Annotated in this window: 13 protein-coding genes; 7 read left to right on the top strand and 6 right to left on the bottom strand. The window is 47.1% G+C overall.

Features of this window, described 5'->3' with window-relative positions; translation table 11 throughout:
- Nucleotide 1: 1 nt before the first annotated feature.
- From manA to A3GW_RS0104805, 3 genes are all read right to left on the bottom strand, one after another.
- Nucleotides 2-958, bottom strand: coding sequence for a mannose-6-phosphate isomerase, class I (gene manA / locus A3GW_RS0104815; protein ID WP_018368170.1), 957 nt, complete (start codon nt 956-958; stop codon nt 2-4).
- A gap of 194 nt (nt 959-1,152) precedes the next feature.
- On the bottom strand, nt 1,153-2,043 hold the full coding sequence (scrK, locus tag A3GW_RS0104810) for a fructokinase ScrK (RefSeq protein ID WP_018368169.1): 891 nt from the start codon (nt 2,041-2,043) through the stop codon (nt 1,153-1,155).
- Nucleotides 2,044-2,221: 178 nt separating this feature from the next.
- Nucleotides 2,222-4,099: a PTS sucrose transporter subunit IIABC gene (locus A3GW_RS0104805; RefSeq protein ID WP_018368168.1), complete on the bottom strand. Its 1,878-nt coding sequence runs from the start codon at nt 4,097-4,099 to the stop codon at nt 2,222-2,224.
- A gap of 191 nt (nt 4,100-4,290) precedes the next feature.
- Here A3GW_RS0104805 and A3GW_RS0104800 point away from each other — a divergent pair, with 191 nt between their 5' ends.
- Nucleotides 4,291-5,730, top strand: a complete 1,440-nt coding sequence (locus A3GW_RS0104800; RefSeq protein WP_018368167.1) for a sucrose-6-phosphate hydrolase — start codon at nt 4,291-4,293, stop codon at nt 5,728-5,730.
- The gene (locus tag A3GW_RS0104795) at nt 5,730-6,692 is read left to right on the top strand and encodes a LacI family DNA-binding transcriptional regulator (RefSeq protein WP_018368166.1); all 963 of its coding nucleotides are present in this window, start codon (nt 5,730-5,732) and stop codon (nt 6,690-6,692) included. Before A3GW_RS0104800 ends, A3GW_RS0104795 begins: the two co-directional genes overlap by 1 nt.
- Before the next feature lie 587 nt (nt 6,693-7,279).
- Here A3GW_RS0104795 and recG read toward each other — a convergent pair.
- From recG to uvrA, 3 genes are all read right to left on the bottom strand, one after another.
- Nucleotides 7,280-9,298, bottom strand: coding sequence for an ATP-dependent DNA helicase RecG (gene recG / locus A3GW_RS0104790; protein ID WP_018368165.1), 2,019 nt, complete (start codon nt 9,296-9,298; stop codon nt 7,280-7,282).
- 198 nt (nt 9,299-9,496) lie between these two features.
- Complete coding sequence (locus tag A3GW_RS10845; protein ID WP_083907115.1) at nt 9,497-9,700, bottom strand: DUF1905 domain-containing protein; 204 nt, start codon at nt 9,698-9,700, stop codon at nt 9,497-9,499.
- An 80-nt stretch (nt 9,701-9,780) separates the two neighbouring features.
- On the bottom strand, nt 9,781-12,603 hold the full coding sequence (uvrA, locus tag A3GW_RS0104780; protein WP_018368163.1) for an excinuclease ABC subunit UvrA: 2,823 nt from the start codon (nt 12,601-12,603) through the stop codon (nt 9,781-9,783).
- A gap of 127 nt (nt 12,604-12,730) precedes the next feature.
- On the opposite strand from uvrA, the gene A3GW_RS0104775 reads away from it, so the two are divergent.
- The 5 genes from A3GW_RS0104775 to A3GW_RS0104750 all read left to right on the top strand — a co-directional run.
- Nucleotides 12,731-13,675 (top strand): magnesium transporter CorA family protein, encoded by a 945-nt coding sequence (locus A3GW_RS0104775; protein ID WP_018368162.1) that lies wholly within the window; start codon nt 12,731-12,733, stop codon nt 13,673-13,675.
- Nucleotides 13,676-13,859: 184 nt separating this feature from the next.
- Nucleotides 13,860-14,519, top strand: coding sequence for a DUF1129 domain-containing protein (locus tag A3GW_RS0104770; protein WP_018368161.1), 660 nt, complete (start codon nt 13,860-13,862; stop codon nt 14,517-14,519).
- A gap of 242 nt (nt 14,520-14,761) precedes the next feature.
- Nucleotides 14,762-23,179, top strand: coding sequence for an alpha-N-acetylglucosaminidase TIM-barrel domain-containing protein (locus A3GW_RS11230; protein ID WP_018368160.1), 8,418 nt, complete (start codon nt 14,762-14,764; stop codon nt 23,177-23,179).
- A gap of 350 nt (nt 23,180-23,529) precedes the next feature.
- Nucleotides 23,530-24,228, top strand: coding sequence for an N-acetylmannosamine-6-phosphate 2-epimerase (locus tag A3GW_RS0104755; RefSeq protein ID WP_018368159.1), 699 nt, complete (start codon nt 23,530-23,532; stop codon nt 24,226-24,228).
- Nucleotides 24,229-24,246: 18 nt separating this feature from the next.
- The coding region (locus A3GW_RS0104750; protein ID WP_018368158.1) for an ABC transporter ATP-binding protein at nt 24,247-24,925 on the top strand (679 nt) is incomplete at its 3' end.

The following is a 24,925-nucleotide window of genomic DNA, read 5'->3' as shown; positions in this document are numbered from 1 at the left end:
TTTAGTCCTCTTTCTCATTGACATGGCTGGCGATCAGTGTCATATCTCCGTCAAATGCCCAAGCCGTCACATCATTTGGCAAAATGAAATGGTCTCCTTTTGTCAGTTGATAAATGGTGTCCTCAATTTTTAACTGACCATCACCTTCTAAAACACTGATAAGGAGGTAAGGCGCTGTTTGAGCCATCTTGACCTCACCTGTAATGTCCCACTTGTAAACGGTAAAAAAGCTGTTGCTGACAAAGAGTGTTGTCGTGAGGTGCTCAAGCTCCAAGCGAGCTGGTGTCGTGTTGAGGGGCTTTCCAATCGTTGCCACGTCAATCGACTTGGACAAGTGAAGCTCGCGTAAGTTGCCTGCTTCGTCGCGGCGGTCAAAATCGTAGACCCGATAGGTGGTATCGCTTGACTGCTGGGTCTCTAGAATCATAATCCCTTTCCCAATCGCATGGATAGTTCCTGCTGGCACATCAAAAAAATCTCCAGCTTTGACAGGGACATGTGTCAGCAGCTTATCCCAATCGCCTGCCTCGATACGTTCAGCTAACTCCTCACGGCTGGTCGCTTCATGTCCGTAGATAATCTCTGCACCTTCGTCTGCTGCGATCACATACCAGCACTCTGTTTTGCCAAGCTCACCTTCATGTGCCAGACCATAGGTATCGTCAGGATGAACCTGAACACTTAACCAGTCATTGGCATCTAAAATTTTAGTTAAGAGGGGAAAGACAGGACTTTTTGGGTAACCAAAAAGATCGGGACGCTCGGCATAAAGGGTGTCCAGCGCTTGTCCAGCTAAGGCTCCGTTTGAGACAACTGAGACACCATTGGGATGAGCAGAAATTGCCCAATATTCGCCAATCTTATCATTTGGCAGCTTATAGCCAAAGACATCGCGTAAGCGATGACCGCCCCAGATTTTTTCCTGCAAGACTGACTTAAAAAATAATGGTTGTGGCATAACAACTCCTTGAATGATTTTCTTGATTGTAGCATATTTTGAGGCATTTGGAAAGTCTGACCCTTTTGGGCAATAGCAGAGCGACGACCTGGTACCAGATGTTACTGTAAATTAGACTTGTCTACTCATTAGGTCGCTCTGTGATCTTCCAAAAGAAAAACAGACCGACCATAAATCGAATCTGTTTTTGGATCTTAGATGGCACCCTCTGCTTCGGGAGCAATGTTCATCGCCAAGGCGAAGTTTCCGATGGTTGCAGAGCCGTTTTCTGGCACAATCGGGGTCACGATATAATCCTCGATTGCAGGTACTGGCAGGTAGCTGTTGAGGAGCTGGCTAAAGTAATCCCGCACTCGTTTGAGCATGTGGTCTTGAGCCATGACGCCACCACCGAAGACGATAATCTCTGGGCGGAACATCATGGTTGCCTGAATGGCAGCTTGGGCGATGTAATAGGCTTGTTTATCCCAAACATCACTATCTAGTGGGATGTGTTCCCCACGAATACCGGTTCTGGCCTCAAGAGATGGACCGGCTGCCAGCCCTTCAAGGCAGTTTTTGTGAAATGGGCAAATCCCTTCAAATTCGCCTTCCTCTGGATGGATGGCCATATAGGTGTGTCCCATCTCGGTATGCCCGATGCCACCGATGAACTGTCCATTCATGTAAGCCCCTGCTCCAATGCCTGTGCCGATCGTGTAGTAGACCAAGTTTTCGACGCCATCGCGGGAAATAACTTCACCATAAGCAGACGAGTTAACATCCGTCGTAAAGTAAATCGGCACATTAAGAGCCTTTTTCATAGGACCAATCATATCGGCATTAGACCAATGCGGTTTCGGGGTCGTTGTCACGTAACCGTAGGTCGGTGAGGTTTCGTCAATATCAATAGGACCAAAAGACCCCACCGCAATAGCTTCTAGTGCCTCAAATTGTTCAAAAAAGGCAATCACTTGGGCAATGGTCTCATCAGGAGTGGTCGTTGGGAACTGGGTTTTAGCCACCACGTCAAAATCGCTGTTGCCGACAGCACAGATAAACTTGGTGCCACCAGCTTCCAGACTACCGTAAAGTTTTGTTGTCATCGTCTTCCTTTCTATCTCTGAATAATATGTTCTTGTCAGAACAGAGGCGCTCACTTTAGGACAAGTATTGGTGCGATCTCTGATCTGACTATCAGGGCGTTGACGGTGCTGTTTACTTGTTCTAAAACAGTCTCTAGTCTAACAAGCAAGGCTAGGACAATGCCTAGCCTTGGGAATATTAGTTGCTCAAGGCAATCAAGTCTTGACCAACAGTCACTGTACCGTCTGCAAGTGGGGTCACTTGTGCATAGGCATCTGTGTTTGTGATGATAATCATGGTTGTGTCATCAAGACCTGCCGCTGCAATTTTAGCAGAATCAAAGGTAGCGATGACATCACCAGCCTTAACGGCTTGACCTGCTTTCACCTTAGGCTCAAAGCCATCACCAGCCATTGACACGGTATCAATACCGATGTGAATCAGGATATCAGCACCCTTGTCAGACTGGATACCGTAGGCATGCCCAGTTTCAAAGACCACAGAAACCGTTCCATCAACTGGAGCGTAAACGGTATTAGCACTAGGTTTGATGGCAATTCCTTGCCCCATAGCACCGCTAGAAAAGACTGGGTCATTAACGGTTGCAAGAGCTACCGCTTGACCAGCAAGTGGGCTAACAAGCACCTCATCTTTAGAGGTCACTTCAGCTGCGGGTGCTTGTACTGGTGCAACTGAAGGACTAGGCTTTTTTACAGCAGCCTCGTCTTCAAAACCAAAGAAGTAAGTGAAGGCAAATCCAAGTGCAAATGAAACAGCTACCATGAGGAGGTATTGGAACAACTGACCATTACCGAGGTAGAGGGTAGTACCAGGGATGATGGTGACACCTGAACCTGTACCAGCCAAACCAAGGATAGAAGCCAACATACCACCTAGCGCACCTGCACCGAGTGACAAGAAGAATGGTTTACGGTAACGCAAGTTAACACCGAAGATAGCAGGCTCAGTAATACCCAAGAAGGCTGCAAGAGCTGCTGGGAAAGCAAGAGCTTTCAGTTTCGCGTCTTTTGTTTTCACACCAACCGCAACAGTTGCCGCACCTTGAGCCGTCATAGCTGCTGTGATGATAGCGTTGAATGGGTTGAGGCCAGAGTCAGCCAAGAGTTGGATTTCAAGCAAGTTGAAGATGTGGTGTACACCTGAGACCACGATGATTTGTTGCGTACCACCGATAATCAGACCGCCAAGACCAAATGGCAAAGCAAGCAGAGCCTTAGTCGCAGCCAAGATGTATTCTTCTACCACGTGGAAGACTGGACCGATAACAAACAAGCCCAGGATAGACATCACAAGAAGGGTGATGAATGGCGTTACCAAGAGGTCAAGAACTTCTGGGACAACCTTGCGGACAGCTTTTTCAAACTTAGCACCAACCACACCAATCACGAAGGCAGGCAAAACAGAACCTTGCAAACCAACAACTGGGATGAAGCCAAAGAATTTCATAGCTTCCACATCACCGCCTGAAGCAACCGCCCAAGCGTTAGGGAGTTGACCAGCAATCAACATTGAACCAAGAACGAGACCGATGGTTTGGTTGCCACCAAATACACGGAAAGTTGACCAAACAACGAGAGCTGGCAAAATAATGAAGGCTGTATCTGTCAAGATTTGTGAATAAACCAAGAGATCGCCCTCAAGTGGCATGTTCAAGGCAGCCAAGAGTCCACGCAGACCCATGAACAAACCAGTCGCTACGATAGCTGGAATGATTGGGACAAAAACGTCACCAAAGGTACGGATAGCACGTTGGAACCAGTTGCCTTGCGTAGCAGCTTCCGCTTTTTGCTCACCAGTTGTTGCGGTTGGCAAGCCAAGGGCAACGGCTTCATCGTAAATTTTGTTAACAGTACCTGTACCGAAAATCAGCTGGTACTGACCTGAGTTAAAGAACGCGCCTTTAACCTTGTCGATGTTTTCTGCTTTTTCTTTGTCAATTTTCGCTTCATCAACGACCATGACACGCAGACGAGTTGCACAGTGGGCAACGCTCTTGATGTTCTCGCGACCACCCAGAGCCTCGATCACTTCTTTTGCAATTTGTTTGTTATCCATTGCAAGATGTCTCCTTAAAATTTTTTCGTTCTGAAAACGTTTTTGGTTTTCGTTACCCTTTTATTTTATCACCTTTCTAAAATATGTCAAGCGTTTTGCAGAAATTTTTTATTTTTATTAAAAATCCTTGATTTTTCAGTCGCAAACGTTTACTATATATAGTGACGATAACTGACTAGAAAGGTTTGAACATGAATTTACCAACAGAGATACGCTATAAGCGCTACGAGGATTGGACAGAAAAAGAACTGACTGATATTCAAGACAAGACAGCCAGTTCCCCATGGCGAGCAGGTTACCATATCGAGCCCACATCAGGTATGCTCAACGACCCCAACGGTTTTTCTTACTTTAATGGGAAGTTTACCCTCTTTTACCAGAGCTGGCCCTACGGTCCTGCTCATGGGCTCAAGTCCTGGGTGCATACGGAGAGCGAAGATTTGGTTCGCTTCACGGAGACCGGCACAGTCATCTACCCAGACACGCCACTGGACAGCCACGGCGCTTATTCAGGTTCAGCCTATGAGATAGATGGGAAACTCTTTATCTTCTATACGGGCAATGTCCGCGATGAGAATTGGGTGCGGACACCCTTGCAGGTCGGCGCTTGGATGGACAAGACAGGACAAATCGAGAAAATTGCCGAGGTGCTGATTGCGCCAGCTAGTGATGCGACTGAGCATTTTCGTGATCCACAGATTTTTGAATACGAGAATGAATTTTATGCTATCGTCGGCGCTCAAAACCATGACAAACAAGGTTTTATCAAGCTCTACAAGGCTGAAGATCGTGACGTAACCAAATGGTCTGAAGTGGGCAACCTCGACTTCGGTGGAAGAGGGAGTGAGTACATGATTGAGTGCCCTAATCTGGTCTTTGTGGACGGACAGCCTGTTCTCCTCTACAGCCCGCAAGGTCTGGACAAGGCAGAGCTGGACTACCAAAACATCTACCCTAACACCTATGTCATCGGTCAGACTTTTGATGCTGAAGCAGCCCGTCTGACCAATCCAAGCGCTATTATCAATCTTGATGAGGGCTTTGAGTGCTATGCCACTCAAGGGTTTAACACGCCTGACGGGCGGGCGCTGATTGTCAGCTGGATTGGTCTGCCTGATGTGGACTACCCAACTGACGAGTATGGCTATCAGGGTGCCATGAGTTTGGTTAAGGAGTTGTCCATCAAAGACGGCAAGCTCTACCAGTACCCTGTCCCAGCCATCACTAGCTTAAGAACATCTGAGCAGGCGTTCACTGCTCTGCCATTGACCAAAAACAGCTACGAACTGGAGCTTAGCTGCGCTCCTGGGCAAGTCAGCGAGCTGATACTCTTTGCTGATCGTGAAGGGAATGGTTTGCGCCTGACAGTGGACACGGAAAATGGTATTATAGAACTGGATCGCAGTCAGGTGGGGGTACCCTTTGCGACTGACTTCGGCACAACGAGGAGCTGCCAAGTGGCTACTGGTGCGGTGATGCTCAATGTCTTTGTGGACAAGTCCATCGTGGAAATTTTTATCAATAAAGGAGAAAAAGTCTTTACCAGTCGGGTCTTTCCAACGGCTGAGCAGACCGGCATTGCGCTTTTGTCTGGGCAGGTGACTGGTAGCTACTTTGAATTAGCGAAATAATGGTTGCAAAACTTACCGACGTGGCGGAACTGGCTGGGGTCAGTCCGACCACCGTCTCTCGGGTCATCAATAAAAAAGGCTACCTGTCTGAGAAGACGATTCAAAAGGTTCAGGAAGCCATGAAAGAACTGGGCTACAAGCCTAACAATCTGGCACGGAGCTTGCAGGGCAAATCAGCCAAGCTCATCGGTCTGATTTTCCCCAAGATTTCCAACGTCTTTTACGCCGAACTGATTGAATACCTCGAGATTGAACTCTTCAAAAAAGGCTACAAGGTCATCATCTGCAACAGCCAAAATGACCCTGACAAGGAACGAGAGTACCTAGAGATGCTGGCAGCCAACCAAGTCGACGGCATCATCTCATCTAGCCATAACTTGGGAATTGACGACTACCAGCGAGTGGAAGCTCCTATCGTTTCATTCGACCGTAACCTAGCTCCTGATATTACGGTGATTTCATCGGATAACTTTGCTGGCGGGATTACGGCTGCTATGACCTTGCACCGCTCTGGCTGTCAACGCATCATGATGATTGCTGGTAATGATAATTCGGACTCACCAACAGGCCTACGGCGTCAAGGCTTTCAGTCTATTTTGCCTCAAGCTCCTGTCGTCAATATCCCGACAGACTTTTCTCCCATTCGTAAAACCATGGAAATCAAGTCTTGCTTGACACAGCACCAGCCAGATGGGGTCTTTGTTTCTGATGACCTGACAGCACTTTTGACCATGAGCACTGCTCGCCAGCTGGGCTTACAGATTCCTGAGCAGCTGAAAATCATCGGCTATGACGGCACGCACTTTATCGAGACCTATCATCCCGAGTTGACGACCATTAAGCAACCCCTGCGGGAAATAGCAGAGCTTTTGGTTGATGTCCTCATGAAAAAAATCGATAAGCAACAAACTAATCGTGAGTATATCTTGCCGATTACTCTCCTAACTGGGGGAAGTGTTTGAAAGTAAAACGTTTAAGAGACAAATTAGCACTCGGGTGCTTCAATTTGTCTTATCTCGGTTACTTGATGCGTCAGTAAAAATGTCCTTCTGGAGTAGATGACTGATTACACGACGATGAAAAAAGAGGCTGGGACTTTTGTCCCTGCCTCTACTCTTTAACATTTTATTCAGCTGAACAGACCTAACGAATGAGAAAAGCAATGTTTCCCAAATTTCAAACCTCAAATCGCCACTTCCTAACTGTTGCTCGCTGTTGTATTTCAAGGCTCGCCCTTCAACAGCCACTCCGCTGACTGTTGAAGTCATACAGATCTGGATTAAAACGGTCCAATGGACTATTTCAGTACGAGCCCTAAAAGTAGGGAGGTGAGGGGAAATCGCAATTCTAATGGATTACTGATGGAGTTCCAGCCTCAAACATAAACACTTAGTTGTCAGTGCTAGACCTGTTGCTGCAGTTCTAGCGCTTTTTTACTGTTGAACTCTCTGTCACTGCAGTCAAAGTCATTATCCCTGTAGATTTCCTCTTAAAAAATATAAGGTGTGCCTTAAGGGAAGCGCCATCTCTTTCGATGAGTCATTTTTCATCAATCAAAATGCTCTTTTTTATTGAGGTAAGGGAGGAGAACAGCATTTTCTGGTTGAGTTTTCCAGTCTGGGTTAGACACTATCTGACTGGCTACCTTTCTGGCTTCTTCTAAGATGGGGTAATCCTCAACCAAATCAGCTACCTTAAACTCAGGAAGACCTGATTGACGGGTGCCAAAAATCTCGCCAGACCCTCGCATCTTGAGGTCGGCCTCTGCCAGCACAAAGCCGTCTGTGGTCTCGGTCATAATGGTCATGCGTTCCTTACCTGAATCAGTCTTTGGATTAGCGACTAAAATGGCATAAGACTGCTTGTTTCCACGACCAACTCGACCGCGGAGCTGATGAAGCTGGCTGAGTCCGAAACGGTCAGCATCCATAATCAGCATGACCGTGGCATTAGGAACATTGACCCCAACCTCGATGACTGTTGTCGATACTAACAGCGATGTCTTCTGAGATTTGAAGTCCTGCATGATGGCATCTTTTTCTTCATTTTTCAGGCGACCGTGGAGTAGCCCAACCGCGGTCACATCAGCAAAATAGGCAGATAGTTCCTCGTGGAGAGCGATGGCATTTTTCAAATCCAAGCTCTCACTCTCCTCAATCAAAGGAGAAATCACATAGGCCTGAGCTCCCTTTAACAGTTCATCCTTAAGCCACGCCAAGACCTGATCCAACTGGCTGTGTTTGACCCAGCGGGTGATGATGGGTTTGCGCCCAGCAGGTAGCTGGTCGATGATGGACACATCCATATCCCCAAAGGCTGTAATGGCTAAGGTCCTTGGAATGGGCGTTGCCGTCATCATGAGGACATCGGGATTATCCCCCTTTTCACGAAAAATCCGCCGTTGCTTAACCCCAAAGCGATGCTGCTCATCGGTAATGACCAGTCCCAGCTTGTGGTAAGTCACGCCCTCCTGAATCAGAGCGTGGGTGCCAACGACCATATCGACACTTCCGTCAGCAATGGCAGCTAGGGTCGCACGCTTAGCAGCAGCCTTCATTCCCGAGGTCAAGAGAGCGATTGAGACATGTGGCAAGAGCTGGCGCAGACTTGCCACATGTTGCTCCGCCAAAATCTCTGTCGGCACCATCAGCGCTGACTGGTAGCCCGCCGTCAGTGCGGCATACATGGCTAGCGCTGCCACCACGGTCTTACCGCTCCCCACATCCCCCTGCAAGAGGCGGTTCATGTGCCTGCCTGATGCCATATCCGCCAAAATTTCTGTTAAGCTCCTTTCTTGGGCTGGCGTTAGGGCAAATGGCAGAGCTGCCATCTGTTTGTCCAGCCGCTTTTTATCATAGGCCAAGGCTAGGCCACTGGTTTCCTGTTTGTTCTCATGCTTCAAAACTTGCAAGTCCAGCTGAAAATAGAGGAGTTCCTCGAACTTGACCCGTCGTAAGGCCTGCTTATAATGGGCCAGATCAGTTGGAAAATGCATGGCATAACAGGCCTCTTGTCGACTGAGCAGGCGATATTTATCTAGTAGGTACTGGGGGAGGTTTTCTTGTAAGAGCGTCAGATACCCCAAATCAATGGCAGTTGTGATGGCCTTGACCAGATTAGTTTGGGTGACGCCTTGGGTCGTGTGATAGACTGGTTGCAGGTCCTCATTTAACTGTGCCAGCACCTTCATGCCGGTCAAGTGCCCTTTAGCGGTATCCCATTTCCCAAAGATAGCGACCTGCTGCCCGACCTGAATCTTTTCCTGCAAGTAAGGTTGGTTAAAAAAGCTGACCCCAACAACCACATCACCCTGACGCAATTTGAAGCTCAGCCTATTTTTCTTAAACCCATAATACTGGACATGGGCAGGTGTGGCGACCTCGCCTGCTACCACAGCCTTTTCGCCGTCGAGCAAGTCCAGGACCTGACGACTACTGAAATCCTCGTAGCGAAAGGGGTAGTGAACCAGCAGGTCCTCGATAGTGACTAGACCCAGCTGGGCAAATTTTTCCGCTGACTTAGGCCCGATGCCTGGGAGCACAGCCAGCTTGTCATGTAAGCTTATCATGGGACTATTATAACATAAAACGTCTTCAGCAGGATGATTGATTATTTGGAAGTGTGTCGTGTTGCCACATTGAGAACGGGGATTTTTAGTAGATAATAAAAATCATAACCCCTCTTTAGACGAGTGGTTATGATTTTGTTGTCACAATTTTTTCAGTAGTTATCAGTTCACTTAATGACTGACAGATTGTGTAGACTTCTAATCTTCCATCATATAAAGTGTAACGGTAATCATATCACCATCTGTCTTTTGAAGCGCCTCACGCAAGGTCTTGTTGATGGAAATGATAGGGAAATTCTCTTTTCTTGGAGCTAAGAAGCGTTCGGGTAGCTCGATGCCGTCTAGCGAACCATAGACCTTAACCTTGCCTCGGCCAAAGGTCGGTTGCTTGGTCAAGGGGATTGCAAGATAGTAGGTCTATGTGCCGTTACCTGGCTTGTAGTAGAGTGGCAAGTTAACCTAATCCAGCAATAGGAGTTCCATTAGAGTTTCTCCCTGAGATACTGGCCTGTGTAGCTGGCTTCCACCGCCGCAACGGTTTCTGGTGTGCCAGTGGCAATGATTTGCCCACCACCGTCACCACCTTCCGGACCGAGGTCGATGATGTGGTCAGCGGTCTTGATGACATCTAGATTATGCTCGATAACCAGTACCGTATTACCATCGTCGACGAAGCGTTCCAAGACCTTGAGGAGACGAGCGATGTCGTCGGTGTGGAGGCCTGTGGTCGGCTCGTCCAAAATATAGAAGGACTTGCCTGTGGAGCGCTTGTGGAGCTCGCTAGCCAGTTTCATCCGCTGGGCTTCACCACCTGATAGGGTGGTGGCTGGCTGTCCCAGAGTGACATAGCCCAGACCGACATCCTTGATGGTTTGGATTTTCCGAGCGATTTTGGGAATAGCAGCAAAGAACTCCAAGGCATCGTTGACCGTCATATCGAGAATTTCAGCGATGTTTTTGTCCTTGTAACGGACCTCTAGCGTCTCACTATTGTAGCGGCGACCGTGGCAGACCTCACAGGGCACATAAACATCTGGTAGGAAATGCATCTCAATCTTGATAATCCCATCGCCTGAGCAGGCTTCACAACGTCCCCCTTTGACATTAAAGGAGAAACGCCCTTTTTTGTAGCCACGGATTTTAGCTTCGTTGGTCTGGGCAAAGAGGTCACGAATGTCATCGAAGACCCCGGTATAGGTCGCAGGGTTTGACCGCGGTGTCCGCCCAATCGGGCTCTGGTCAATGTCAATCAAACGCTCGATGTGTTCGATGCCAGTGATTGCTTTATGCTTGCCAGGTTTGTCGCTGTTTTTGTAAAGTTTTTGGGCGATGGCTTTTTTGAGGATGCTGTTGATCAGGGTTGATTTGCCAGAGCCTGAGACCCCAGTCACGGCGATGAATTTACCCAGCGGGAACTTGGCAGAGACGTTTTTGAGATTGTTCTCGGTAGCGCCAATGACCTCGATAAAGCGACCGTTGCCTGCTCGTCGCTCAGTTGGGACAGGAATGTTCTTCTTGCCAGACAAGTAGGCGCCTGTGATGGACTGCTTATCCTTGGCGACTTGTTTGGGTGTGCCAGAGGCGACAATTTCGCCACCGAACTGACCAGCACCAGGTCCCACATCAATGAGCCAGTCTGCCGCCATCATGGTATCCTCGTCGTGTTCCACGACAATCAGGGTATTGCCCAGGTCACGCATCTTTTTCAAGCTGTCAATCAGACGGTCGTTGTCTCGCTGATGGAGACCGATAGAAGGCTCATCCAGCACATAAAGGACGCCCGACAGGTTGGAGCCGATTTGGGTCGCTAGGCGAATCCGCTGACTCTCGCCTCCTGACAGGGTGCCTGCGGAGCGAGACAGGGTTAGGTAGTTGAGCCCGACGTTGTTGAGGAAGGTCAGGCGGTCATGGATTTCCTTGATGATGGGTCTAGCAATGATGGCATCATTGTCGCCTAGTTCGAGCTCGTTGAGTACCGCCAGGTGCTTTTCGATGGACAGGTCGGACAACTGCCCCAGATGGAGTCCCTGCTCACCACCGACCCGAACAGACAGAGCTTGGCTATTGAGGCGATAGCCGTGGCAGGTCGCACAGGTCAGCTCGTTCATATAGGAGCGCATGACATTTCGGGTGTAGTCGCTGGTGCTCTCGTGGTAGCGGCGGTTGATGTTGACCGCAACGCCCTCAAAGGGCAGGTCAATGTCACGAGTACCACCAAACTCATTTTCGTAGTGGAAGTGGAACTCCTGCTCCCCAGATCCGTAGAGCACCAACTCCTTGTCAGTGTCAGACAGGTCAGCCCAAGGCGTGTCCATATCAACACCCAACTGGCTCATGGCCTGCTCCAGCATTTGAGGATAATAGTTAGAGGAAATGGGATTCCAAGGTGCAAGGGCTCCTTCACGGAGGGTCAGACTAGGGTCAGGAATGACCAAGTCCAAGTCCACCTCAAGCCGCATCCCTAGACCATCGCAGGTCGCACAAGAACCAAATGGTGCGTTGAAGGAGAAGAGCCGTGGCTCCAGCTCAGGAACGGTAAACTCGCAGACAGGGCAAGCATAGTGCTCAGAAAAGAGCAGTTCGTTGCCGTCCATGGTGTCGATAATGACGTAGCCATCTGCCAGTCGCAAGGCTGCCTCGATGGAATCAAAGAGCCTCGACCGAATGCCGTCCTTATTGACCAGACGGTCAACCACGACGTCGATATTGTGGAGCTTGCTCTTGGACAATTCTGGCACCTCAGTCACATCATGCACCTCACCATTGACCCGCACCCGCACATAGCCATCCTTAGCAATCTTTTCAAACAAGGGTTTGTGTTGGCCTTTCTTGCGCCGAACGACAGGGGCTAGAATCTGCATCCGTGTCCGTTCGGGTAACTCTAGAACCTTATCCACGATTTGCTCTACTGAACTGGCCGCAATCTCGCCGTGCCCATTGACGCAGTAGGGCTTGCCGACCCGTGCGTAGAGCAGGCGCAGATAATCATTGATTTCCGTCGCTGTCCCTACGGTTGAGCGTGGGTTCTTACTAGTCGTTTTTTGGTCAATGGAAATGGCAGGGCTGAGCCCCTCGATGCTATCCACATCAGGCTTTTCCATGTTGCCCAAAAACTGTCTGGCGTAGGCGGACAGGCTCTCCACATAACGGCGTTGCCCTTCGGCATAGATGGTATCAAAGGCCAGACTGGACTTGCCAGACCCGGAGAGACCAGTCACCACGACCAGTTTGTCACGGGGGATCTCCACCGTGATGTCTTTCAAATTGTGGGCACGCGCCCCACGAACAATGAGTTTCTCTTGCATAGTTAGTTTCCTTTAGTCAATTGCCTCCTATTATAACACATTTTCAAAAAAAACTTTTCCTTTACCTCTGTTTTTGGTATAATGAAAGGAACACTTGTTAATACAATTAGGAAAAGGGGGGATAAAGATGAAACAAATTTTTCTTTCTACTGAGACGCATTTAGAAGAAATAGAATCCTACCAAGCAGGAGTGTGGATAAACTTGGTCAACCCCTCCCAGAGCGAGTCGATGGAAGTTGCGGAATACTATAATCTCGACATCGCTGATTTACGAGCGCCGCTCGATGCAGAAGAAACTTCCCGTGTAACTGTCGAAGACCATTACAAACTGATTATTGTAGACGTCCCGATTCTCGAAGAACGCAACAACAAAACCTACTATGTGACTATTCCGCTGGGGATTATTTTAGTAGATAATGCGATTATCACAACTAGCTTGCAGGATTTACAATTATTGGAATCTTTTCGTTCTAAGAAACAACGTAACTTCTTCACATTTATGCGGTCTCGCTTTGTCTTTCAAATTCTCTACCGCAACGCTGGCATGTACCTCACTGCCCTTCGTCAGATTGAACGTAAAAGTGAAATGGTTGAAAAGCGTCTGCACGAATCCACCAGAAACGAAGAGCTTATCGAACTCATGGAGTTAGGCAAGACCCTTGTCTACTTCCAGGCCTCACTCAAGACTAACGAACGAGTGGTCAAAAAGCTAATCACTTCTTCACGCATCTTGAAAAAGTATGAAGAAGATGAAGACTTGCTTGAAGACACTTTGATTGACACCCAGCAGGCGCTTGAGATGGCCAACATCTATGGCAATATTTTAACAGGCATGTCCGACGCCTTTGCCTCCATTATCGCTAATAACCAGAATGTCATTATGAAGGCTCTGGCACTCTTCACTATTTTGCTTGAGATACCAACCATGGTTTTCTCTGCCTATGGGATGAATGTTTTAGAATCTTCTATTCCCTTAAGTGGTCATCCATGGTCATTTGCCATCGTTATCATTTTATCCTTTGTCGCAACCATTCCTTTTATTATTTACTTTATTTACAAGCGTTGGTTCTAAGGGAAAATTGATAGCCTGTAGATAGTCTCTGACCATTGTCACTGCCTTATGACTGTCTCTTTAGATAGATGACTTCTGTTACGGGCTAAAATGTCATCAATCCCCAGGTATTCTTGCAATGTTTCTAGCACTAGGGTGATTAGCCCCTTCAATCCAAAAAATTAGTTCCTTAGAAAGGACAATCATGTCACAACTCGAACAACTCACTAAGAAAAATCAGGAATTCATTCACATCGCTACTAAGCAATTGATTAAAGATGGTAAGTCAGACGATGAGATTAAAGCGATTCTGGAAGATACTTTGCCAACGATTATTGAGGCGCAACAGACAGGCGAGACCGCTCGTCATCTGCTGGGAGCTCCGACGGTTTGGGCAGCTGGCTTTAGTCAGCCAGAAACAAGCCAGTCAGCCATCGCTGAAAAAAATACCAATCCTTATCTCATGTGGCTTGACATGACCTTGCTTTTGATCGCCGTTATCTCTCTTCTGAATGCGGCGACTACGCTGTTTAGCAAGGAAGCTCCACCGACCAAACTAGTGTCTCTGCTGGTTCTTGCGATGCTGGGTGGGGTTGCGATGTACCTCAACTACCACTTCATCTACCGTTACATGGGGCTCGACCGTAGCCAACGTCCGCCGATGTTCAAGAGCCTGTTGATTTTAGTTGCCTCGATGGCACTTTGGATTACCATCAGCTCGGCGACAGCACTATTGCCAGATAGCATCAACATTACCCTTCCTCTGCCTGTCTTGCTCGTTCTTGCTGCTATCGGTTTTGGCGCACGCTATTACCTCAAACGCAAATATAATATTCAAAATGCTATGGCGCCTGCTGGAAAATAAGATGGCTAAGGCATCTAAACTCTCAGTTTCTGGGAGTTTTTTATATTTTCATCAAAAAGTTTGCTACTCAACCAAGCCTCTATGACAGTTAGAACCACAGGTCCCTTATAGCTAACTCACACTGAACTAACAATGGTAAATTTAACATCTTTTTACTAAATTTTACTTAATAAGTGTTGATTTTCTGTAGTCGTTGAGCTATACTATAAATATATTGAAAACGCAACCAAAAGGAGTTAGCCATGTTTTTACCTGACAAACAGAACCGCTATAGCATTAGGAAATTTTCCGTCGGTGTCTGCTCTGCCATTATCGGATTAAGTTTCCTAACCAGTACGCAGGTCGCTGCGGCAGAGACAGAAGAGCTTAAACCAGAAGTGACACCTATCGTCAAGGAGGTCGCTCAAGCTATCGAGAATGTTCCTGTTACAAGCCCTAAAGAGGCTTTGGAGCAAGCAGAAGAAACCGCTCAACCGACGAATCAGACTGATAATGCTAGCAGTCAGCCGACGATAGTAATGGATCGAGCAGCTGAGCCAACCAGCAGTCCAGAAGTTACCGTCGGCGTCACCAATATCAGCGCTAAATCTGGTAATAACACCAGCCCTGAAGCAGTTCTTGACGGGAACCCCGGTACGGTCTGGGAGTCTGTCCCCAGTCAACCAAACAGCTATGAGGGCATGTATGACCATAATCGCGTTTTGGATTTAACCTTGGACGGCACATACGACCTGACCAAGATTACTGTTAAAACAAAAGTTGACAATTCATTCAGCAATTATTACCTTTACGCCTCCGAAGATGGCAAAGACTACAAGCGCATCGCTGCTAAAGTAGACGAAACTCCTGCGACAGCTCAGGGTGAGACCTATGCCCTTGAAAACACGCGTGCAGCTTACATCCGTGTCAATATGGCTTATAATTCTGAGCATTTTGTCACCAATTTAGCTGAGCTTGATATCCGTGGTCACAAGGTTTCTGACCATATTCCAGCAAAAGAACCGATCACTGTCACTGATTGGGAAAAGAGCGAGTGGAAAGAGAAATGGGATCGGTTTGAAGAAGATAAGACCTATGCCAAAGATACGGTCATCAAACAAATGGGAGAGCTGGTTGGGCGAGTTATCGGTCAAGAATGGCAGGACAAGTTCACTTTTGAGTTCAAAGAAGCCATCAATGATAAGGATACTTTTGAAATTGATAACCGCTCAGACGGCGGTATTGTCATCAAGGCCAACAACGGGATCGCCTTTGCATCAGGTTTTAATTATTACCTGAAAAACTATGCCAAGGTTGATTATGACCCTGTTTTCGCCTCCAACACCGCTTTTTCCGAGGTCACACCAGTAGAAGGTCCGGTGATTAAGCAGGCTAACTTTGACCACCGTTACGCCTTGAACTACACGACCTACTCCTACACCATGGCCTTTTGGAACTGGGACGAGTACGAGAAGTTCCTCGACTGGTCAGCCATGAACGGCATTAACCTCATGCTAGACATCGTTGGGCAAGAGGAAGTTCTCCGCCAGACCCTGAGGGAATTTAATTATACTGACCAAGAGATTAAGGATTACATTCCAGGACCTGCCTACTATGCGTGGTTCTACATGCAAAACCTTTATAGCATCGGAGGGCCTCTGCCTGATAACTGGTTTGCCCAAAGGGTGGAGTTGGGGCGTCGGATTCATGACCGCATGCAGACGTTTGGCATCAAACCTGTTATTCAAGGCTTTGCTGGTCAAGTGCCTGAAACCTTTGCTCAGAAAAATCCTGGTGCTGTCCTGACACCGAAAGACCACTGGCCGAACTTTATTCGGCCATCAATTATCAAGACCTATCTGACGCAAGAGGAGCGCCAGGCAGGTAAGGAGGATTTCTTCTCTCGGGTAGCTGATGTTTTCTATGCCAAGCAACGCAATGTTTTCGGATCAGTGTCACATTATTATTCTACTGACCCATTCCACGAAGGGGGCAATACAGGTGGCTTAGATGTCCGTCAGATTTACCGCTCTGTGCAGCAAAAAATGCTAGAACACGACCCACAAGCCATTTGGGTTATGCAACAGTGGCAAGGTAATCTAAAAGCGCCACAAATGCTGGATTTGGACAAGTCTAAACTTTTGGCTCTTGACTTGCAGACCGATATGCGGCACGAGCATGGGCTTTTTGAGAATAATGGCACGCCTTGGATTTACAACGTTCTCCATAACTTCGGTGGACGCATGGGCTCTGATGGGAACCTCACTAAAGTTGCTGTTGATCCCCTAAAAATGCTCAAGCAACGCAAGCACATGGTGGGTATCGGTCTGACAGCTGAAGCATTGGAAAACAGTCCTGTTGTTTATGGCTTGCTCTTTGACACTAACTGGGCAGATGGACCGATTGACATCAACCAATGGCTGGATAAATACGCCGAGCGCCGTATCGGTAGCGACTATGCACCGATTAAAGAAGCGTGGAAACTCTTGTTAGAGACCTCTTATCGCGATAAGGGACAATATTATCAAGGTGCACCGGAGTCCGTTATCAATGCCCGACCAACGGAAAACTTCAAAGCTGCGTCCACTTGGGGACATAGTAGCATTTACTACGACCGTGAAAAGCTCGACCAAGCCCTGAAGTTGATGCTATCAGGCTACGACACCTTCAAAGATTCAGCTGCTTATCGCTATGATGTCGCTGAATTAGCCAATCAAGTTTTAAGCAATGGGGCTAAAGAATACTACGACCGCATGATTGCGGCTAAACAGGAGCGAAACCTCAATAAATTCAACCATTATGCTGGCGAATTTCTGAAAACCATTGATTTGACAGACCAATTGGCTGCAACAACGCAAAAATTTATGCTGGATAATTGGATTTTGATGGCTCGTAAGATGCTGCCTGATGCTGATGACTGGACGAGCGACCTGTTTGAAGCCAATGCCAGAACGATTGTCACCACATGGGGGACAGAGCGCTCTGGTTCATTAAAAGATTATTCTAACCGGAAATGGTCTGGACTGACGGCTGACTTTTATAAAAAGCGCTGGGAAATCTGGATCCGCAACCGTCAGGCTGAGTTAGCTGGCACCAGCAAACGACCTGAGGATGTCAAAGCTGAAAGCAACTGGTACCGTTGGGAATCACGATGGACAACTCGCAAATCTGACACCGCCGATCTGGTCACTCAACCAGATACAACAAGCCTCGGTAGCTTAGCTCGTACAGTGCTCAACCAGCATTCTTACAGCACCATTAAACGGCAAGGGGAACAACTTATTCCTAAAAGTAATCTGGTGCTAGGTAAAACCTTTGTCACGGCTTCTGAAACAGCGGAAGGCAAAATAAGCCTGCTCAGCGATGGCTTAACGGACTTTACTTGGCAACCAAAAGGCGGCGGGCGTCATCAGTTAGAGGTTGATTTAGACGGCACTTATCGTCTGGATAGCATTAACTTGGCCTTCCCGCAGTTAGCCACAACCTTCCCATATGATATTGATGTCGAAGTGTTCAATCCCTTCCTCAACGATTGGACATTAGTGGAACGTCGCTACAATCGCCAACTGGATGCTAACGAGAGCTTTACGACGACAGCTATTGCCAGCAAGTTTAGATTAAAAATGACGTCACGAGAGACGACGTCTCCTATACGTCTCAATGATATTGAGATTATCGGTCATGCCCTTGGTGAAGAAAGGGTAAATCTTGTCAAAGGGGTAACGCCAACAACCAATAAAGGCAATACAGACAATAGTTTCCCGCTGACCAACATTACCGATGGCAATGAGAGCAATCTCTGGAAAACAACTGACTGGGGAACAAGAGCTTACCCAGCTACAGTTACCGTTCCAGTAGCTGAAACAGCCCTAGTTGATACGATTGATGTGGTGTTTGAATCTGCTGGTCGTCCCTTTAAGTTTGTGTTGAAAGTCACCGAGCTTGACGGTCGTGAGACCGTTGTTCATGACACATACCGTGACCACAACGGTACCCTCGCTGAAAAAGCCTACTCTGCCTTTGTTGGTCGCCAGATTAAAGCTGCTACGGTAGAATTTTTAGGCATTACAGGCAAAGGACAATACAGTCAATCTGGTCCTGCCTTATCTGAGCTGAGGGTCATGGGGTACCAAAAACAAGATGAGCTAAAAGATTTGACAAGTGGCTCCTTGCCGACAACAAACAAGCAAAACACAGACCAGGCGTATCCATTAAGCTTCATCACAGACGGCAATCCAGCTACCTTCTGGAAGACGACAGACTGGGGCAATGCTGCCTATCCAGCACATGTTGAGCTGACCGCTCCTGAAGGAAATATCGTTGATCATCTCAAGATTTCTTTTGAAAAAGCTGGTCTGCCATTCAAGTTTGATGTCAAAGTCACCGAACTTGATGGACGAGAAACAGTGGTCTATGACCGCTACCGTAATCACACAGGGACACTTGCTGAAAAAGATTTTGTTATCCCAGTTAAACGAGCGATTCGCAGCGCTAAAATAGATTATTACGGCATTACAGGTAAAGGTACCTTTTATGCAGCTGGTCCAGCTCTTGCTGAATTTAATCTTATGGGGCACTTGAAAGCTGATGACTATCTATTGGCAGATTATGCAGAGCTGAACAAGGTCCTCGAGCGAGTTCCTTCTAACCTGTCTTTATATAAAGAAGAAGTCGCTCAGCCACTTCAAGCATTGCTTGCGGCAATCAGCCCCAACCGGGAACGTCATGAGCAGGAACTTGTCAATGATTGGCAGAGCAAATTAACAAGTTATCTGGAGCGATTGAGCTACAAGGCTGCCGATTACAGCGCCATTAGAAGTATATTGTCAACTGTTCCAGAGGACTTGACGAACTACACATTAACCACTGTGCTCAATCTCGACCGTGTGATGCAGCAGATTGACTATAACAAACTGATTACCGAGCAAGAACAGGTTGATGCCTATATCGAACCGTTGAGACAGGCAGTTTCAGGATTGGTTCGGCAACCGCAAACGGCTGGGGATCTCTTAGCACGTATCCATAGTCTTGAGGAAGAGCTAACTCAGCTTCGACAAGAAAAAGACACCATCAGTGCCGAAAACGCGCGCTTGTCAAGCGAATTGCAAGCTGTTCAAGCTGACAAAGAAACTGTCACAGCTCAACTTACCCAAGCCAATGCTCTGAAAGAGCAGGCGCAGTCAGATCTCGATAGCGTCAACAGAACCGTTCAGACCCTGACAACCGAGAAAACTGAATTGGCTAGCGAGCTTAGCAGAGTAAAACTTAAAAATGACACTATCATTGCCGAAAACGCACGCTTGTCAAGTGAATTACAAGCCGTCCAAGCTGACAAAGAAGTTATCACAGCTCAACTTGCTCAAGCCAATGCTCTGAAAGAGCAGGCGCAGTCAGAGCTCGATACCGCCAACAGAAGTATTCAGGCATTGACATCTGAGAAGACTGAATTGGCTGGTGAACTTAGCAGAGTAAGCCTTGAAAATGATACGATCAGTGCCGAAAACGCGCGCTTGTCAAGCGAATTGCAAACAGCTCAAGCTGACAAAGAAGTTATCACAGCTCAACTTACCCAAGCCAATGCCCTGAAAGAGCAGGCGCAGTCAGAGCTCGATAGCGCCAACAGAAGCATTCAGGCATTGACAACTGAGAAAACTGAACTGTCTAATGAGCTTAACAGAGTAAGCCTCGAAAAAGACACCATCAGTGCCGAAAACGCGCGCTTGTCAAGCAACTTGCAAGCTGTTCAAGCTGACAAAGAAGTTATCACAGCTCAACTTGCTCAATCCAACGCTTTGAAAGAGCAGGCGCAGTCAGAGCTTGATACAGCTAACAGAACAATTCAGACCTTGACAACCGAGCAAGCTGAACTGGCTAGCGAGCTTAACAGAGTAAACCTCGAAAAAGATGCCATCAGTGCTGAAAAAGATACTGTCACAGCGCAACTTGCTCAAGCCAATGCTCTGAAAGAGCAGGCGCAGGCTGAACTCGATAGCGCCAACAGAAGCATTCAGGCATTGACATCTGAGAAAGCTGAATTGGCTAGCGAGCTTAGCAGATTAAGCCTCGAAAAAGATGCCATTAGCGCAGAAAAAGTCCGCTTGGCAGATGAATTGCAAGCAGTTCAAGCTGAAAAAGAAGTTATTACGGCTCAACTTGCCCAAGCCAATGCTCTGAAAGAACAAGTACAGGCTGACCTTGAGAACGCCAACAGAAGCATTCAGACCCTGACAACTGAGAAAGCTGAACTGTCTAGAGAACTTAGCAGAGTAAGCCTTGAAAAAGATGCCATCATTGCTGAAAAAGATACTATCACAGCTCAACTTGCTCAATCCAACGCCCTGAAGGAGCAAGTAGAGTCTGGCTTTGAAAACGCTAACAAAAGTATTCAGGCATTGACAACTGAGAAGACTGAATTGGCTGGTGAACTTAGCAGAGTAAAACTTGAAAATGACACGATCAGTGCCGAAAACGTGCGCTTGACAAACGAATTGCAAACAGCTCAAGCTGACAAAGAAGTTATCACGGCTCAACTTGCTCAAGCTACTACCCTGAAAGAGCAAGCAGAGTCTGACCTTGAAAACGCCAGCAGAAGTATTCAGGCATTGACAACTGAGAAGACTGAATTGGCTAGCGAGCTTAACAGAGTAAGAATTGAGAAAGATGTCGTTGGTGCAGACAACGAACGTTTGTCAAGCGAATTGCAAGCAGTTCAAGCTGACAAAGAAACTGTCACAGCTCAACTTACCCAAGCCAATGCTCTGAAAGAGCAGGCGCAGTCAGAACTCGATAGCGTCAACAGAACCGTTCAGACCCTGACAACCGAGAAAACTGAACTTTCTAATGAGCTTAACAGAGTAAGCCTTGAAAAAGATGCCATCAGTGCTGAAAAAGATACTGTCACAGCGCAACTTGCTCAATCCAACGCCCTGAAAGAACAGGCGCAGTCAGAGCTCGATACCGCCAACAGGCGCATTCAGGCATTGACAACTGAGAAGACTGAATTGGCTGGTGAACTTAGCAGAGTAAAACTTGAAAATGACACCATCAGTGCTGAAAAAGAGCGTTTGTCAAACGAATTGAAAACAGCCCAAGCTGACAAAGAAACTGTCACAACTCAACTTACCCAAGCCAATGCCCTGAGGGAGCAAGCAGAGTCTGACCTTGAAAGCGCCAACAGAAGCATTCAGACCCTGACAACCGAGAAAACTGAACTTTCTAATGAGCTTAACAGAGTAAGCCTTGAAAAAGACAACATCAGCGAAGAAAAAGTCCGCTTGGCAAATGAATTGCAAGCCGTCCAAGCTGACAAAGAAATTATTACAGCTCAACTTACCCAAGCCAATGCTCTGAAAGAGCAGGCGCAGTCAGAGCTCGATACCGCCAACAGAAGTATTCAGGCATTGACATATGAGAAGACTGAATTGGCTGGTGAACTTAGCAGAGTAAAACTTGAAAATAACACTATCAGTGCGGAAAACAAGCGTTTGTCAAACGAATTACAAGCCGTCCAAGCTGACAAAGAAGTTATCACAGCTCAACTTGCTCAAACCAACGCTTTGAAAGAGCAGGCGCAGTCAGAGCTCGATAGCGCTAACAGAAGTATTCAGGCATTGACAACTGAGAAGACTGAATTGGCTAGCGAGCTTAGCAGAGTAAAATTTGAAAATGACGTGATCAGTGCGGAAAACAAGCGTTTGTCAAACGAATTACAAGCAGTTCAAGCTGACAAAGAAGTTATCACGGCTCAACTTGCCCAAGCCAATGCTCTGAAAGAACAAGTACAGGCTGAACTCGATAGCGCCAACAGAACCGTTCAGGCATTGGTAACCGAAAAAGCTAGACTTTTTGAAGATAATAGTAGACTTCATAGCCAACTAGAGCAAACACGACGTCAAGAGTTGAGCGAAGAAACAAATAATGTGCCGTCAGAAAAACCAGCGCAAGAGACCGACGATCGTCTATCGGAGCCTCACCCCACCTCACCAAGTGCAAATGAAAAGGACAAACAACCTCAACAGACTGCTCCGCGTGAGTTAAACGATACAGGTTCAGGTGTCCATATCAAACTAGCGCATGGAGAGGATGCTAGAATTGTTGGCTTGCAAGTTCACCATAAAGAAACCGATGATCAAGCGACCCCAACCATCCTCAACGGTCAAGACTACGACCTTTTCGATATCGAAACGCTTGATAAAGATGGTCACATCCTCAAACCGAAGTTTCCAGCAACTGTCTCTCTTCCAATTGATGCCGGAAAATCTGTTGCACACGTTGTTTATTTGCCAAATAGCAATGAGCGTGAGGTCCTGCCATTTACTGAAATTGAACAAGACGGTCAGCGCTATGTCGTCTTCACCGCTAATCACTTTAGTGAATATGGGATTGTCTACAAACCGGTAGCGACTGTTCCTCCTCAACAACAGGTTACCGCAACAACTTTACTGGCAACCCATCTAGAACCTGAACGCCTAGTGAGCATTTCTGGAAATATCACAAATGTTATGAGGTCATCAGCCAGCGCACCACTAAATCAGGTAGCGAACGTTGCCAAGGCAACTGCCGTTTTGCCAAACACTGGCGAAGAAGATTCAAGGCTTGCAGTTGCGGGAACTATTTCACTTCTTGCGGCTCTTGGACTAGCAACCATTAGCTTAAAAAAATCTAACGTCTCACGCAGATAAGGTTAATCAAATAGTTAAAAGCTAATCTGTTGCTCCTAGTCAGAGAAGCCTATCCTAACCAAGAAACGTCCGTAGATCGGGCGTTTTTTGTCATCATCAGTTTTTATTTGGTAAGAAATTAATCATAGCAATTAGTTCGAGTTTAATGCTGCTTTCTACAGTAAAGCCTATTTTATCTGATGATGGGTTCTATTTTTAGAGTGCTGAAAGTAGTTTTAAGGTTATGAAAGCAGATACAAAAGCGCGAAAATGAAACCGAAACTAAAAAAACGCTTGCAAAAAAATGAGAATGATGTATAATAAAACTTGTAAACGTAAGTTGTTATAGATTAGAAAAGGAGGCAAGGTCTATGGGCCAAATGACCAAAGAAGCATTTTTAGGTCAAGTCAAAGATGGTCTCATCGTTTCTTGTCAAGCCTTACCGCATGAGCCGTTGTACAGTGAAACAGGTGGTGTGATACCGCTTCTCGCTAAGGCTGCTGAGCAAGCTGGTGCTGTTGGGATTCGTGCTAACAGCGTCCGTGATATCAAAGAAATTCAAGCGGTAACGGACTTGCCGATTATTGGCATTATTAAGCGAGACTATCCGCCACAGGAACCCTTTATCACGGCAACCATGAAAGAAGTAGATGAGCTAGCCGAACTAGGTATTGCCGTCATCGCCCTTGATTGCACAAAACGTGAGCGTTATGATGGATTGACAATTAGCGAATTTATTGGTCAGATTAAGGCTAAATATCCAAGTCAACTGTTGATGGCAGATATTTCAACCTATGATGAAGGTATGGCGGCTTATGAAGCTGGTGTTGACTTTGTTGGAACAACCTTATCTGGCTACACCTCCTATAGCCGCCAAGAGTCAGGTCCGGATTTGGAGTTGATGAAACAGTTGACAGAAGCTGGGGTAGATGTTATCGCAGAAGGTAAAATTCATTATCCTCACGAAGCAAAAGCCGTCAAAGACCTAGGTGTTGCTGGTATCGTTGTTGGCGGTGCCATTACTCGACCAAAAGAAATAGCTGAGCGCTTTATCGCCGCACTAAAATAAGAAAAAGGAAGGTTTCTAATGACAACATTAAAACTGAACAGCCTTTACAAGAAGTACCCAAACAGTGACTTTTACTCTGTTGAGGACTTTGATTTGGACATCAAGGACAAGGAGTTCATCGTCTTTGTTGGACCATCAGGTTGTGGTAAGTCGACCACTCTTCGCATGATTGCAGGACTTGAGGACATCACTGAGGGTGAGTTCTACATTGATGACGAATTGATGAATGACATTGAGCCAAAAGACCGCGACATCGCCATGGTTTTCCAGAACTATGCGCTTTANCCACACATGACGGTCTATGACAACATGGCTTTCGGNCTCAAGTTGCGCAAATACGACAAGGCTGATATCGACCGTCGAGTGCGTGAAGCAGCTGAGATTCTAGCTCTGACTGACTTCCTCCAACGTAAACCAGCTGACCTCTCTGGTGGTCAACGCCAACGTGTGGCGATGGGCCGTGCGATTGTCCGTGATGCCAAAGTATTCTTGATGGATGAGCCTCTNTCAAACTTGGATGCCAAACTTCGTGTGTCCATGCGTGCGGAGATTGCTAAGATTCACCGCCGTATTGGAGCAACAACCATCTACGTGACTCACGACCAGACCGAGGCCATGACTCTGGCAGACCGTATCGTTATCATGTCAGCGACTAAGAACGAGGCAGGAACGGGGACTATCGGACGTATTGAGCAAG

This window comes from Streptococcus entericus DSM 14446, from assembly GCF_000380025.1.
In the GTDB taxonomy this organism is placed as follows: Bacteria; Bacillota; Bacilli; order Lactobacillales; family Streptococcaceae; genus Streptococcus; species Streptococcus entericus.
This window is presented reverse-complemented; position numbering and strand designations above follow the sequence as displayed.

What these genes read in the sequence shown, in the direction of transcription:
- manA (WP_018368170.1), bottom strand. Translation starts at nt 958, where the DNA reads ATGCCACAACCATTATTTTTTAAGTCAGTCTTGCAGGAAAAAATCTGG.
- scrK (WP_018368169.1), bottom strand. Translation starts at nt 2,043, where the DNA reads ATGACAACAAAACTTTACGGTAGTCTGGAAGCTGGTGGCACCAAGTTT.
- A3GW_RS0104805 (WP_018368168.1), bottom strand. Translation starts at nt 4,099, where the DNA reads ATGGATAACAAACAAATTGCAAAAGAAGTGATCGAGGCTCTGGGTGGT.
- A3GW_RS0104800 (WP_018368167.1), top strand. Translation starts at nt 4,291, where the DNA reads ATGAATTTACCAACAGAGATACGCTATAAGCGCTACGAGGATTGGACA.
- A3GW_RS0104795 (WP_018368166.1), top strand. Translation starts at nt 5,730, where the DNA reads ATGGTTGCAAAACTTACCGACGTGGCGGAACTGGCTGGGGTCAGTCCG.
- recG (WP_018368165.1), bottom strand. Translation starts at nt 9,298, where the DNA reads ATGATAAGCTTACATGACAAGCTGGCTGTGCTCCCAGGCATCGGGCCT.
- uvrA (WP_018368163.1), bottom strand. Translation starts at nt 12,603, where the DNA reads ATGCAAGAGAAACTCATTGTTCGTGGGGCGCGTGCCCACAATTTGAAA.
- A3GW_RS0104775 (WP_018368162.1), top strand. Translation starts at nt 12,731, where the DNA reads ATGAAACAAATTTTTCTTTCTACTGAGACGCATTTAGAAGAAATAGAA.
- A3GW_RS0104770 (WP_018368161.1), top strand. Translation starts at nt 13,860, where the DNA reads ATGTCACAACTCGAACAACTCACTAAGAAAAATCAGGAATTCATTCAC.
- A3GW_RS11230 (WP_018368160.1), top strand. Translation starts at nt 14,762, where the DNA reads ATGTTTTTACCTGACAAACAGAACCGCTATAGCATTAGGAAATTTTCC.
- A3GW_RS0104755 (WP_018368159.1), top strand. Translation starts at nt 23,530, where the DNA reads ATGGGCCAAATGACCAAAGAAGCATTTTTAGGTCAAGTCAAAGATGGT.